Raw genomic sequence first — 13685 nt, forward strand, 5'->3', positions numbered from 1 at the left:
GGTCGGTTATGGAATCCATTTTTTCTCGAAGTTGGGCTTACGTTTTTCCAAAAATGCGTTTCGTCCTTCAGTGGCTTCTTCGGTCATATACGCCAATCGGGTTGCTTCTCCTGCAAACACTTGCTGTCCAACCATGCCATCATCGGTCAAATTCATGGCAAATTTCAACATTTTTATGGACGTTGGTGATTTTCCCAATATTTCCTGTGCCCACTCATAGGCGGTAGTTTCCAACGCGTCATGTGGAATCACCGCATTGACCATGCCCATATCAAAGGCTTCTTGAGCAGAATAATTCCGTCCTAAGAAAAATATTTCACGTGCTCTTTTTTGACCCACCATTTTGGCGAGATAAGCTGAACCGTAGCCACCATCAAAACTGGTAACGTCGGCATCTGTTTGTTTGAAAATAGCGTGTTCTTTACTGGCCAAAGTCAAATCGCAAACCACATGTAAACTGTGTCCGCCGCCAACTGCCCATCCGGGTACAACAGCAATGACAGCTTTTGGCATGAACCTGATCAAGCGTTGAACTTCCAATATATTTAATCTATGGTAGCCATCTTCGCCAACATAGCCTTGATGTCCTCTAGCTTTTTGATCGCCTCCACTGCAAAAGGAATACACCCCATCTTTAGACGATGGACCTTCCGCGGACAATAAAACCACCCCTATATTTACATCCTCATTGGCATTATAAAACGCATCATATAGTTCGCTCGTCGTTTTTGGTCTAAAAGCATTTCTAACGTCAGGTCGATTAAATGCAATTCTGGCGACGCCGTTACATTTTTTATAAGTGATATCTTGATACTCCTTTACAGTTTCCCATTTGATTTGACTCATACATTCTTGTTTTTAAAGTAAATTAAATAAGATAGATACCATCTTCCTTAATTTCAATTAGTCGTTGTTTATACAAAGTTCCAATGGCCTTCTTAAAGGTTTTTTTACTCATTTGTAAGACGGCTTTAATATCTTCTGGATCAGATTTATCGGTTAAATTGAGGTAGCCACTGTTGTCTTCCAACTCATACATAATCGCATCAGCGTTGGGCTCAATTTTTCTATAGCCAATCTTTTCTAAGGTGATGTCCAATTTATTATCAGGTCTAATTTTCTTGACAACACCTTTCATACGGTCACCCACACTCAATTCCTTATAAATATCATCTTGAAAAATCAATCCTGCATGTTTATTGTTGACAATAACGTTCATGCCAATTTCAGAAGGATGGGAAATGATGACATCAACCTCTTCAAATTGTGTCACGGTCAATTCTTTATTGTCCAAGAAATGGTTTGTTTTGCTGGAGGCAGCCAATCTTCCTGTTTTTTCATCCAAATAACAATGGACCAAATACCATCCGCCCGCTTTCATTTTAAAAGCTTGCTCTTTGAAAGGACAAAACAACTCCTTGACCATGCCCCAATCTAAAAAAGCACCATGGTTGGTAATTTGATTGCATCGCAACATAGCGAATTCACCACGAGTGATATAGGGCCTATCGGTAACGGCCACAAGCCGCTCCTCATTGTCCAAATACACAAAGACTTCAATTTTCTCCCAAATCTTATAGGATTCTGGAACATATCTATTAGGCAACAGCACTTCATTACCTTCTGTGTCGGCAATATAGACGCCTTGTTCAGCTTCTCGAAGTATTTCTAGGGTATTGTATTCTCCAATATGTATCATGGTGCAAAGGTAAGAATATTAGTGTTTATCCCATAAAAAAAAGCGCTACAGTTCTGTATGCTCAGAAGTAACGCTTTTAAATTTTAAAAGATCATATTTTAGTTATATACAGCTTCTTTTTTGAAGTGTTTTGTCAGTAAATAATAGACTACTGCGCGATACTTGTTTCTGTTGGATTTACCATAGGTTTCAATAACCGAATCAATGCCTTTATCTAAATCTGGCCCATCTTTCAATCCTAATTTTTTGATCAGAAAATTATTTTTTACAGTGGCAATTTCAGCAGCATCGGTACCAGATACCGTTGCGGCATCAGCATTATAAATTGATGGACCACAACCAATAGTGACCTTGGTCAACAAATCCATATCAGCATTAACGCCGCATTTTTCTTTTAAATCTGCCGCATACTTTGTAATTAATTCATCTCTTTTGCTCATTTCTAAAATTTTATAGTGTGTTAATTATGAGTATTCAATATAGTAAAAATTAATTTAGACAAAAAATACTAGGCACAGATTTGCTGATTATTTAAGATACTTGAAGTAATCTAGTAATATTTCGTCATTCTTTTGATCACTAGTATTTATTTCAAGAATTGCAGGTCGTTTACTTTCTTTGAAAAATAAATTGAGCGCATTGGTCAATTCATTTTGAGAGGATACCTTTTTATATTTAAAATTATACATTTCGGCCAAGTGTTGCGCTGTCAACTTATGTTTAGTTTCAAAATAGGTATCAAAATTTGCCGTGTTTTTGTGCCCGGGCAGAATTCTGAAAATGCCGCCTCCGCCATTATTGATGACAATTATCCTGAACGAATCTGGAATATAATTGTTCCAAAGAGCATTACTATCGTAGAAAAAACTCAAATCACCAGTTATAAAAGTGGTCGGTCTTTTATTGGCCACGGCACATCCTATGGCAGTTGATGTACTTCCATCAATGCCACTGGTTCCCCTATTACAAAAAACTTCAATAGATCTATGGATATCGAACAACTGTGCATATCGGATGGCAGAACTATTACCAACTTGCAAAATTGAATCATTGGGCATAGATTTAAAAAGGGTATCAAAAACTTTAAAATCAGAAAATGGGAGGTTTTCTGTGTAATTAAAGTGCTTTTTGGCCCGCTCTAATTTCATTGCCATCCAATAATTTTTATAGGAACTTTTAACATGTTTTGCTTTTGGTAAAAATTCACTAAAAAAATAGTTAGGGGTTTCTTTTATATGTTGGGTTAAGCAGAAAAAGGTATCATAGGCCCTGGTTTCACTAATATGCCAGTGTTCTTTGGGTTGGTATTCCCTTAAAAATGCCTTGATTTTTTTAGAAACCAACATCCCTCCAAATGTGATCAGAATTTCCGGTTGAAGTTTTATAAAATCTTCTTTTTGTAAGGGAGCAATGAGTTTGTCAATACTTTGGATAAAAGACCCATGGTCAATATTTGAAGTGGTTTCTGTAAGAACGATAAGGCTTTCATCCTTAGCCAGCATATTTAGCCATTTTTGTTCGATTTTATTAGGTGTGTACTCCCCTATTAGAATCATTTTGCGTTTGGATTTTCGCCAAGCATTCAAACATTGCTCTAGAATATAGGAATCCATTTTGGGAGCTTCCAGTTCAATGGGAATACTTTTGGGAGCTACCGAAAGGGTATCTACCATGTCATATAAAGGCTCATCAAACGGCACATTAATGTGTACAGGGCCTTTTTTTAGAACCGCCTTATTTATGGCATCGTTCAGTTCCTTTTCATTATGTTTTTGAATATCCTTTTGAAGACCTAAGAAGCGCTCCAATTTATCTTCAATATTCTTAAAAATAGGAATATCTTCAGTTACAGGGATGTTGAGCTCATCCTTTAAATCCAACTTTAAATTGGCAGAATGAAGAATGTGGTTTTCAAAAACATTTTTCTGATTGATGGTTTGTCCGTCGCCAATATTTTGAAGGTGTTTAGGTCGGTCTGCGGACAGAACAATCAACGGAATTTCACTATAAAATGCTTCAGCAACGGCTGGATAATAATTGAGCAGTGCACTACCGGAAGTACAAGCGACCAAGACAGGTGCTTCTATTTGTTGGGCAATGCCAAGCGCAAAAAAAGCAGCACAGCGCTCATCGACTATGCTATAACATTTGAAATATGGATCATTGGAAAACCCAATAGTCAAAGGCGCATTTCTGCTGCCTGGAGAGATGACAATATGTTTAATGGTTTTTGCTTTGCAAAGCTGAATAACGGTCTGGGCAAGGGGAATTTTAGGATATTTCATTCATGGATAATCTTGGTACAAAAATACACAATTAGAGGAGCCAAAAGAAGGGTTTTCAACTGAAAACTACAAAATTTTAAAGGTCAAATCTTTAAAGCACGCTTTTAATAACTTGCGATTTATGAACAGTTTCGACCCATTCGGCTTCCGCATTGGAATCTTTAGTAATTCCTCCTCCTACATAGATAAAAATGTTCAGATCTTTGAGCTGCATACAACGTAAGTTCACATAAAGATTGGATACCTTTTTTTGAATACTATAGGCATTGTTTTCTACATTACGTCTATTATTGTTTCTGCTGATGGTTTCGTTTAGATTGAGTTCGCCTAAAAAACCGGAATAAAATTCTCGAGGATAACCTTCGTTTTCAATTATAAACGCTTTTGCTTTTTCTTTTGGAAAACCACAAACTGCCGGTGTTGGATGCAAGGCTTCCAATATTGGTTTTAGGGTTTTTGTTTCCGGTTTCAGTCGCATGGAAATTTCTGTACATAGATGCAAGAGATTTCCAGCTTTTACCGTATTTGGTCCTGAAACTTTTAGGTCTTTAAGATGACCTGAAGATTCGTTTGAAGATGTTTTCTGATTAGTATCAACTGCATTAAGAAGGCTTTCAACAATAAAATCTGTAACAATTTGCTGCTCTTCCTTTTCTTTTTCTTTCCAAATAACGTCAGTCATTCCCTCAAACGCCTGTGTACCCGCCAATGACATTGTTTTTAATTGGTTACCTCTGACGCTAATTAAGGTTTCTGGTGTTGCCCCTAACCATAATCCGACCTTTGGATGGAACCAGCAATACACAAATGCCGTTGGGTAGCGTTGCAATAAGCGTTTGAAAATTTCGATGGGATCAGTTGCTTTCAACGCAATGGATTCCCGTCTGGAGAGCACTACTTTTGAAAAAACACCGGTTTTTATAGCATCAATGCCATGTTCCACCTGTTTTATATGCGCCGACTTATCCGTTTCATTAGGAGTAACAACATTTTCAGATTCTCTTTGCGAACTGAATTTGACCTCCGAAATATCATTTTCATCAATCTTCACTGAAATTTCATGAGCATTTGATGTAGGAATTAAAAAAGCATCTTGATTACTATCAAAAGGCGCAAACACAAATCCACTTTCAGTAAAATTGTTTGTTAAATAGCGCTGGCTATCCTTTTGAAGTATAGCTTTTAACAGGGTGTCATTCGGTTTTCTATAGGCGACAAAGGGTAATTCGTCTTGATAGTGTTTGCTGACAAATTCAAAAAAATCATCCAATGTCATTCTATTTGGTTTTTGGTAAGGTAATAGTAGATAATCTGCAAATGGAAACAAGGTTGTCATTCTCGTCCGTAATCCTTATGTCCAAAAGTTGTGTGGTTCTCCCTTTATGAAGAAAGGTAGCTTTAGCATAGACGAAGCCCTCCTTGACAGATTTTAAATGGTTGGCAGTAATTTCGAGTCCACGCACAAACAAATGTTCTGAGTCCAGGAAAATATGGGAGGCAAAACTACCCACACTTTCGGCTAATGCTGCGGTTGCTCCGCCGTGGAGGACGCCATCGGGTTGATATACTCGCGAATTGACTGGCATACGGGCAACCAAAAAATCAGGACCGTAGTCAATCATCTCAATATTTAGGGTTTCCATTAGGGTGTTTTTACTAGCACTATTGGCTTTTGCCAGAAGTTCTTCTTTTGATAAATGCATATAAAATTAGGGTTTTTAACATCAAATGTAAAGATACAAAACAAACGTCCAAGTTGAAGTTATTTGGTTTCTCGTTTCTAGCATTGAATGGAAATTCATATTTGCGCCCGTTGCCATTCACTTTGCGTTTCTTGCGGTTAACTTTGTGTTCCTCGTGGTTAGATTTTAACGCAAAGATCAAAATCAATAGTGGCTTAGATCTTTTGTAATTAATTTTGCTCGCCTTACAGTTTATAACCTTTCAGCATTATTAAACTGAAAACTCCCATCACTTAATTTATGATTGTATCTTTATAGTTTAACAATTCTCAAAAAATGAAACCAACCGAAAAAGAAATCACCTATCAAACCTCCAACTCCTACTCTACTTTAAATAACCTCACTGAAAACACTAAAAACGTGTGGTTTGTATGCCATGGAATGGGTTATTTGAGCCGGTATTTTTTAAAATATTTTGGAGATTTGGATCCTGAAGAAAATTATCTGATTGCACCGCAAGCGCCAAGTAAATATTATGTAACCTCCAGGTTGAGGCATGTTGGCGCAAGTTGGTTGACCAAGGAAAATACAATTAATGAAACCCAAAATGTTTTGCGTTACTTTGATGCTGTTTTTGAAGCAGAACAGATTACTGAATCCAACAATCTAATAGTTTTAGGATATTCCCAGGGTGTTTCGGTGGCGTTACGATATATTGCGAAAAGACAGCTAAATTGTGCACAAATTGTAATGATGTCTGGAGGCATTCCTAAAGAATTGAACGCAGCAGATTTTGAGTTTTTATCCTCATCAACTCGCGTGTCCTTGATTTATGGAATTGAGGACAAATATCTGGATGAAGATCGCATTTCCTTAGAAAAAAATAGAGCTTTTGAATTATTTGGGCATTGTAATCTACAAATTCTACCATTTGACGGCAAGCATGAAGTCAACATTAAAATGATCAAGCAACTTCTCTGATTTTACCTTCCAAACTTAAAGTATTCAGAGAGTTCATGAGTTTTTCCTTTGAGCATTGCTGAAACCATGTGCATTCCTATAGCCGAGAAGGTGATCCCGTTCCCCCCAAAACCCAAAACGAAATAAGCATTTTTAAAATCAGCATGTTTTCCTATATATGGTAACCCGTCCTTGGTTTCTCCAAAAGTTCCAGCCCATCCAAAATCAACTCGAAAATGATATTTTGGGAAGATTTTAGCCATCGTTTTTTTAAGCTTGTCAGCCTTCTTCTTAAGTAAGGCATCTCTTTTATCAGCATCCACAAAGTCTTCATCTTCACCACCAATCAGGAAACGGTTATCCTCTGTTGTTCTCATGTAATTATAAGGGTCCGACGTATTCCAAAATAAGGTATTTTCCAAATGAGAATGAGAATCTTCGTTTTGTTCACCCACAACAGCATAGGTGGATAAGAGATCCACAATTTTTTCAGGGATGATATCAGTGCTTTCAAAACCATTGCAAAAAATTACTTTTTTGGCTTTTATCGATTTTTGGAATTCCGTATGGATTAGAACATCGTAAGGGCGATATTCAACAGAAATGATATCGGTTTTATCGAAAATTTGTAAACCTTTTTTATAGTTGTAATATAAGAGGTCGTGCGCCAATTGGAAGGCATCGATGCTCCCACCCTGATCTGAAAGAATCCCGCCATACGATTTTTCAAGTTGATAGTCTTTTTCTATGGTTTCAGCTTCCAACCATTTTACAGGAAATCCATGTGACTTCCGTGATTCAAATTCTTTTTGTAACCAAGACACATCTTTCTTTCTTGATGCGAAATACAAAGATTTCTTTTTTTGAAATCCGCAGGTGGATTTTATGCTTTTGGAAATTTGCTGAAGTTGGTCAATAGAATCGAAGCAAGCTTTATAACTCAAAACCGCTGCTTTTTCACCAATCATATCAATAAGTTCATAAAGAGGCTTATCAATCTCATATTGCAACATGGATGTTGTGGCCGAGGTACTGCCATGGCACACCTCACGTTTGTCAACAATTACTGTTTTAAATCCGTCAGCAATACATTGATGGGCAATTAAACTTCCTGTGATGCCCGCGCCCACAATGACAATATCGGTCTCAATATTTTCACTTATAGAGGGGTAGGAATTAATAATCCCGTTTTTAACAAGCCAAAATGGTTCAGAAGACGTTAAGCGCATAGATTCTTATTTAATCTATGCTAAAATTAGTCTATTTTGAACACTCAATTACAAAAAAGAGTAGTCCATTCCCATATTTTAAGTGGTCAAGTTTTGGATGACTTTTTTCACCGGAAGAATTTCTTTAGTATGCTCAATACTAGGTCCCGCTACCCACACGGTTTTATAAGTGGCTTCTTTTGCCGCTTTTTCAGTAGCTTTCATGCCTATGGAAAAACGCACCATCTTTACCCATTTTTTGAGGGTCTTGTTTTTATTTAAAACCGATTCTAACCATGATTCTTTGGTTCCTATTTTTTGTACATACGGGGTGTTGATAACCGTACATGGTGTGCCAGAAATACGTTGCGTCATCACAATGTCTTTAGCGCCATAATCCACGCAGGCATGTTTATAGTCGTCTGTCACCCCTGCTTCTGTAGAAGCAATAAACGGGCTGCCTATAGAAACGCCATCGGCACCATACCCTAACATAGCATCAAAATCTTCTTTTGTTCCAACGCCCCCAGCTGAAATTACGGGTATTGAGCAGTGTTTTTTTAAAAGTTCAATCAACGTTTTTGGGGAAATATCCCCACGATGACCCCCTGCTTCATTATTGACCGCAATAATGGCATCTGCACCTAAAGCTTCTACTTTTTGGGCAAATTTTAAATCGGTAACATCACAAAACACTTTAATGCCCACTTTATGGGATTGAATAATAGTTTCCTCAGGACTTCCCAAAGACGTGATTATAAAGTCACAGCCTTCTTCACATAATACGCGCAATTGTTCTTTGTATTTGATATTGGATTTGTTGACAATCAAATTGAACCCAAAAGATCCACCGGCAACTTTAGCAGCTTTCAATTCATGAATGGCCGCCTTGAGCTCGGGCAAGGTTCTATAATTCAGAGCAGGAATGCATCCTGCAATGCCACCTTTCATTGCCTCTATGACCATGGCGGTATTAGAAACCAAAAACATAGGTGCTTGTATAATTGGATATTTTATATTAAGTAGCTGGCTGAGTTGTGCTGACATTTGATTTATTTAAAGACCTCCTGGATTTGAATCCTTAAAGTCTGATTGATTCAGGCAAATATATGAAAATATGTTATGCGTGCATAATAAATTTGGAGATTGGGTGAATGTGAAAATTTCTTATCAAGGATCATTTTATATTTAAAAAAGAAAAAGACCTCACAGGTTTTAAAAAACCTGTCAGGTCTTGCTGAATGCTTTTCGCTTTGAGCTTTTGTCAGCCTGTCGACAGACAAGATTTTCATCCCGCTCAAAAGCGGACTTGGTTCAACCATCATATTCCAATGTACCTTCGGCTTTTGAAATATGGTTTAACTAAAAAAACGCAACCATATAAAATGATTGCGTTTTTACTTCTAGCTTCAAGCTTCGTGCTTCAAACTTATTATTTCACTTCTTCAAAATCGACGTCCTCAACATCGCTGCCTTCATTAGACTGTCCATTTTGATCTGCACTTCCGGCATCAGGTCCTGGTTGTGCACCACCCTGAGCATCACCTTGAGCTTTGTACATTTCTTCACTAGCTACTTTCCAAGCTTCATTGATTTTTTCAAGGGCTGGATCGATCACTGCGATATCTTTCGATTCAAAAGCTGTCTTCAATTCTTCAAGTGCTTCTTCGATTGGTTTTTTCTTATCGTCGGATAATTTATCACCAAATTCTTTCAATTGACTTTCGGTTTGGAAAATCATCGCGTCAGCGGCATTCAATTTTTCAGCTTTTTCTTTCGCTTGCTTATCTGCTTCAGCATTAGCTTCAGCGTCAGCTTTCATTTTTTTGATTTCTTCTTCAGTCAATCCAGAAGATGCCTCAATACGAATATCTTGCGTTTTTCCTGTAGCTTTATCTCCTGCAGTCACATGGATAATACCATTTGCATCAATATCAAAAGTCACTTCAATTTGAGGAGTTCCGCGTTTTGCTGGTGGAATACCATCTAAATGGAAACGTCCAATTGTTTTGTTATCGGCTGCCATAGCACGTTCACCTTGTAACACGTGGATTTCCACAGAAGGCTGATTGTCCGCAGCTGTTGAGAACACTTGTGATTTTTTTGTAGGAATTGTCGTGTTAGCTTCAATCAATTTGGTCATCACATTACCCATGGTTTCAATACCTAAAGATAACGGCGTTACATCAAGAAGCAATACATCTTTCACATCTCCTGTCAATACACCACCTTGGATAGCAGCACCTACGGCCACAACTTCATCAGCATTTACACCTTTGCTAGGTGCTTTTCCGAAGAATTTTTCAACAGCAGCTTGTACTGCAGGGATACGTGTTGATCCACCAACTAAGATCACTTCATCAATATCATCTTTTGAGAGTCCTGCCGCTTTCATGGCATTTTGACAAGGCTCAATGGTACGTTTTACCAAATCGTCAATTAATTGTTCAAATTTTGAACGTGACAAAGTTCTTACCAAGTGCTTTGGTCCGCTTGCAGTGGCCGTAACATAAGGCAAGTTAATCTCTGTTTGGCTAGATGAAGATAATTCAATTTTAGCTTTCTCAGCAGCTTCTTTCAAACGTTGAAGCGCCATAGGGTCTTTACGCAAATCAATATCTTCTTCAGCTTTAAATTCGTCAGCCAACCAATCAATTACTTTCTCATCTACATCATCACCCCCTAAATGGGTATCTCCTTCTGTCGATAATACTTCAAAAACACCATCACCCAATTCAAGGATGGATACGTCATGGGTACCACCACCAAAGTCAAAAACCACAATTTTTTGGTCTTTTCCTTTTTTATCCAATCCATAAGCCAATGCTGCAGCAGTTGGTTCGTTGATAATACGACGAACTTTCAAACCTGCAATTTCACCAGCCTCTTTTGTAGCTTGACGCTGTGAGTCATTAAAATAAGCTGGCACTGTAATTACAGCTTCACTTACTGTTTGACCTAAATAATCTTCAGCAGTTTTTTTCATTTTTTGAAGAATCATTGCTGATAATTCCTGTGGAGTGTATAAACGCCCGTCAATATCTACTCTTGGCGTGTCATTTTCACCTTTTACCACTTTATATGGTACACGTTCTGCTTCTTTTTTAGATTCAGAATATTTGTTTCCCATAAAACGTTTAATTGAAGAAACCGTTTTTGTCGGGTTCGTCACTGCTTGACGTTTTGCTGGGTCACCAACTTTAATTTCACCGCCTTCTACGAAAGCAATAACAGATGGTGTGGTTCTTTTACCTTCTGCATTAGGAATTACAACTGGCTCGTTACCTTCCATTACCGAAACGCAAGAGTTGGTTGTACCTAAATCGATTCCAATTATCTTACTCATAATATATGTTTTGTGTTGAATTATTAATTTTTTATTTCTCTTTGTATATGTCAATGACTGTGCCATGACAGAAAATATGACAAGCTGTCATTTTTTTAAGAAAACTTATGCCTGCTTATTACCGTCTATAAAGAAAATGATTTGTAATTTTACATATAACCCAAAAAAAAGATTCACATGAAAAAAATTGCAACCTTATTATTTGTAGTCGCTATTGTACTAACGGGCTGTACAGGAGATCAAGGCCCAATGGGACCACCAGGACCTCCAGGAAATACAGGAACTCCAGGTGAAGATGGTGGTATCATCGTTTCTTCAGCTTTTGAAATTATAATTGATTTCAACGCTGACAATAAATTTTCCTATACTGAAAATTATGGTTCTGACATTGAAGTTTTACCTTCAGACATTACACTGGTCTATAGATTATGGGAAACTAGAGATGGAAAAGACGTTTGGCGATTAATGCCTCAAGAATTGAATTTTGAAAATGGCAACCTAGTTTACAATTTCGATTTTACTCAAACCTATGTCCGTATCTTTCTTAATGGCAGTACCAATTTTGAAACTCTAGGTCAGGAATGGACGCAAGATCAAGTTTTTAGAGTAGTTGTCGTGCCTGCAGACAACGTTGATGGCATAGACCTTTTCAACCTTGATGAAGTCATGCAGTCTTATAACATTGAAAATTTTGAGATGAAATAAGCTTGGTGCCAATCTTTCTTAACAAGGGCGCCAATAATCACTTTGTTATCTCTTATCATTTTGAATTTGTCTCACCTTACGTGGGCAGGTTCAAAATGATTTTTTTTCATTCATTTAGCACATGAATAATTAATCTTCTGATTTTTAAGATATTTAAAAAAATGGTTCAGAATTCCTGATACATGGCATCAAATACTGACATGCATCTCTTTAAAAAAAATGGAAGTACTAAGTATCAAGACGCTACATGTAGAGTATTTGTCAGTCATAATCGTGTCTCATAACTCATGATTCCCGAACTGTGTTTTCACATAAAAAGAACCTATATTTGTCAGTCTAAATCGTTATCGTAAATGGAGTGTATTTCTGTATTTGACATGTTGAAAATTGGGATCGGTCCTTCGAGTTCCCATACTTTAGGACCTTGGCGAGCGGCGGAACGCTGGATTAAGGAATTAAAGCAAAGCAAGAAATTTGACAAGGTAGAACACATTACTGTGGATCTTTACGGCTCATTATCCTTGACAGGTAAAGGACATGCCACAGACTACGCCGTGATTTTAGGTTTATTTGGTGCAGATCCAGAAACTATCCCAATAGATAGCATAGAATCGATTATTTCCTCTGTAAAAGACACAAATACCTTGCTGCTCAACAATGAGCTTGCAGTTCCTTTCGATGCCAAGAAAGACATTGTTTTCAATAGGAAATTTTTACCATTCCATGCAAATGGCATTACATTTACGGCAACCATCAACGGTAGAAGATCCAGCTCTACCTTTTACTCTATTGGTGGCGGATTTGTGGTGAAAGAAGAACGAACGGTTTCAAAGAAACAAGATGCAATTTTTGAAAACACATTTCCATATCCCATTCGTTTAGGCACTGAACTGTTAGCGTATTGCAAGGAATTAGACATGCCCATATCCAGTGTTGTTTTAGAAAACGAGAAATCGATTAGAGATATGGATACTATTGATTTTGAATTGAAACGGGTTTGGGAAACCATGTTGGAATGCATGTACATTGGCTGCCATACCGAAGGCCATTTACCTGGTGGATTGAATGTAAGACGGCGAGCGTTTGACATGCATAAATCCTTAAAATGTGACTTACCGTATGAAACCCCGCAAGAATGGTTGGAAACCATTAGAAAAACCGAGGTTAAATTTAGACAGATCCTGACTTGGGTCAGTTGTTTTGCGCTCAGTGTCAATGAAGTTAATGCGGCATTGGGGCGGGTTGTTACTGCTCCTACCAATGGTAGTGCGGGTGTGATTCCTGCCGTGTTAATGTATTATATGGTGATTGAAAATCACGAAGCCGATTTTGAACACATTAAAAAATTCCTTTTGGGAGCTGGTGAGATTGGCAGTATTTTTAAGAAAGGTGCCACAATTTCGGCGGCTATGGGCGGGTGTCAGGCAGAAATTGGCGTGTCGTCTTCAATGGCAGCAGCTGCTCTATGTGAGTTGTTGGGCGGTTCTCCAGAACAAGTCTTGATTGCGGCAGAAATTGCAATGGAGCACCATCTTGGAATGACTTGCGACCCCATTGGTGGCTTGGTTCAAATTCCGTGCATTGAACGGAACGCAATGGGGGCCATCAAAGCCATTAATGCGGCAGAATTGGCATTGGGTACAGATCCTCAAAACGTAAAAGTGCCTTTGGATAAGGTGGTCAACACGATGTGGGAAACTGCGAAAGACATGAATACCAAATATAAGGAAACCTCAGAAGGTGGTTTGGCCATTGGTGTCCATCTTTCAGATTGTTAAAATTTATTTGTTCTCTATATCT

At 37.9% G+C, this 13685-nt stretch carries 12 protein-coding genes; 3 read left to right on the plus strand and 9 right to left on the minus strand.

The window, feature by feature from the left end; all coding sequences use genetic code 11:
* Nucleotides 1-6: 6 nt before the first annotated feature.
* From G525_RS0113385 to G525_RS0113410, 6 genes are all read right to left on the minus strand, one after another.
* Nucleotides 7-846, minus strand: a complete 840-nt coding sequence (locus G525_RS0113385; RefSeq protein ID WP_027126619.1) for a 1,4-dihydroxy-2-naphthoyl-CoA synthase — start codon at nt 844-846, stop codon at nt 7-9.
* A gap of 22 nt (nt 847-868) precedes the next feature.
* Complete coding sequence (locus tag G525_RS0113390) at nt 869-1699, minus strand: CvfB family protein (RefSeq protein WP_027126620.1); 831 nt, start codon at nt 1697-1699, stop codon at nt 869-871.
* A gap of 98 nt (nt 1700-1797) precedes the next feature.
* Nucleotides 1798-2139, minus strand: a complete 342-nt coding sequence (locus G525_RS0113395; RefSeq protein ID WP_027126621.1) for a DUF2853 family protein — start codon at nt 2137-2139, stop codon at nt 1798-1800.
* A gap of 87 nt (nt 2140-2226) precedes the next feature.
* On the minus strand, nt 2227-3984 hold the full coding sequence (gene menD, locus G525_RS0113400; protein WP_027126622.1) for a 2-succinyl-5-enolpyruvyl-6-hydroxy-3-cyclohexene-1-carboxylate synthase: 1758 nt from the start codon (nt 3982-3984) through the stop codon (nt 2227-2229).
* 91 nt (nt 3985-4075) lie between these two features.
* A complete protein-coding gene (locus G525_RS0113405) occupies nt 4076-5260 on the minus strand; it encodes a chorismate-binding protein (RefSeq protein WP_027126623.1) in 1185 nt (394 codons plus the stop codon).
* A 1-nt stretch (nt 5261) separates the two neighbouring features.
* On the minus strand, nt 5262-5687 hold the full coding sequence (locus G525_RS0113410; RefSeq protein WP_027126624.1) for a PaaI family thioesterase: 426 nt from the start codon (nt 5685-5687) through the stop codon (nt 5262-5264).
* Between the two features lie 315 nt (nt 5688-6002).
* On the opposite strand from G525_RS0113410, the gene G525_RS0113415 reads away from it, so the two are divergent.
* The gene (locus G525_RS0113415) at nt 6003-6647 is read left to right on the plus strand and encodes an alpha/beta hydrolase (protein WP_027126625.1); all 645 of its coding nucleotides are present in this window, start codon (nt 6003-6005) and stop codon (nt 6645-6647) included.
* A gap of 2 nt (nt 6648-6649) precedes the next feature.
* Here G525_RS0113415 and G525_RS0113420 read toward each other — a convergent pair whose 3' ends face one another.
* The 3 genes from G525_RS0113420 to dnaK form a co-directional block, all read right to left on the minus strand.
* Nucleotides 6650-7855 carry an NAD(P)/FAD-dependent oxidoreductase gene (locus G525_RS0113420; protein ID WP_027126626.1) on the minus strand — a complete coding sequence of 402 codons (1206 nt, stop codon included), beginning with the start codon at nt 7853-7855 and terminating at the stop codon, nt 6650-6652.
* Nucleotides 7856-7933: 78 nt separating this feature from the next.
* Nucleotides 7934-8881: an NAD(P)H-dependent flavin oxidoreductase gene (locus G525_RS0113425; protein WP_027126627.1), complete on the minus strand. Its 948-nt coding sequence runs from the start codon at nt 8879-8881 to the stop codon at nt 7934-7936.
* A 385-nt stretch (nt 8882-9266) separates the two neighbouring features.
* Complete coding sequence (gene dnaK / locus G525_RS0113435) at nt 9267-11180, minus strand: molecular chaperone DnaK (protein WP_027126629.1); 1914 nt, start codon at nt 11178-11180, stop codon at nt 9267-9269.
* Nucleotides 11181-11357: 177 nt separating this feature from the next.
* On the opposite strand from dnaK, the gene G525_RS0113440 reads away from it, so the two are divergent.
* Entirely contained in the window at nt 11358-11885 is a 528-nt protein-coding gene (locus G525_RS0113440; protein ID WP_027126630.1) for a hypothetical protein, read from the plus strand.
* 353 nt (nt 11886-12238) lie between these two features.
* Complete coding sequence (locus G525_RS0113445; RefSeq protein ID WP_027126631.1) at nt 12239-13663, plus strand: L-serine ammonia-lyase; 1425 nt, start codon at nt 12239-12241, stop codon at nt 13661-13663.
* The last annotated feature ends 22 nt before the right edge of the window (nt 13664-13685 follow it).

The sequence above is a fragment of the Gelidibacter mesophilus DSM 14095 genome (assembly GCF_000423005.1).
GTDB lineage: Bacteria > Bacteroidota > Bacteroidia > Flavobacteriales > Flavobacteriaceae > Gelidibacter > Gelidibacter mesophilus.

What these genes read in the sequence shown, in the direction of transcription:
- G525_RS0113415 (WP_027126625.1), top strand. Translation starts at nt 6,003, where the DNA reads ATGAAACCAACCGAAAAAGAAATCACCTATCAAACCTCCAACTCCTAC.
- G525_RS0113385 (WP_027126619.1), bottom strand. Translation starts at nt 846, where the DNA reads ATGAGTCAAATCAAATGGGAAACTGTAAAGGAGTATCAAGATATCACT.
- G525_RS0113425 (WP_027126627.1), bottom strand. Translation starts at nt 8,881, where the DNA reads ATGTCAGCACAACTCAGCCAGCTACTTAATATAAAATATCCAATTATA.
- G525_RS0113390 (WP_027126620.1), bottom strand. Translation starts at nt 1,699, where the DNA reads ATGATACATATTGGAGAATACAATACCCTAGAAATACTTCGAGAAGCT.
- dnaK (WP_027126629.1), bottom strand. Translation starts at nt 11,180, where the DNA reads ATGAGTAAGATAATTGGAATCGATTTAGGTACAACCAACTCTTGCGTT.
- G525_RS0113410 (WP_027126624.1), bottom strand. Translation starts at nt 5,687, where the DNA reads ATGCATTTATCAAAAGAAGAACTTCTGGCAAAAGCCAATAGTGCTAGT.
- menD (WP_027126622.1), bottom strand. Translation starts at nt 3,984, where the DNA reads ATGAAATATCCTAAAATTCCCCTTGCCCAGACCGTTATTCAGCTTTGC.
- G525_RS0113440 (WP_027126630.1), top strand. Translation starts at nt 11,358, where the DNA reads ATGAAAAAAATTGCAACCTTATTATTTGTAGTCGCTATTGTACTAACG.
- G525_RS0113445 (WP_027126631.1), top strand. Translation starts at nt 12,239, where the DNA reads ATGGAGTGTATTTCTGTATTTGACATGTTGAAAATTGGGATCGGTCCT.
- G525_RS0113405 (WP_027126623.1), bottom strand. Translation starts at nt 5,260, where the DNA reads ATGACATTGGATGATTTTTTTGAATTTGTCAGCAAACACTATCAAGAC.
- G525_RS0113395 (WP_027126621.1), bottom strand. Translation starts at nt 2,139, where the DNA reads ATGAGCAAAAGAGATGAATTAATTACAAAGTATGCGGCAGATTTAAAA.
- G525_RS0113420 (WP_027126626.1), bottom strand. Translation starts at nt 7,855, where the DNA reads ATGCGCTTAACGTCTTCTGAACCATTTTGGCTTGTTAAAAACGGGATT.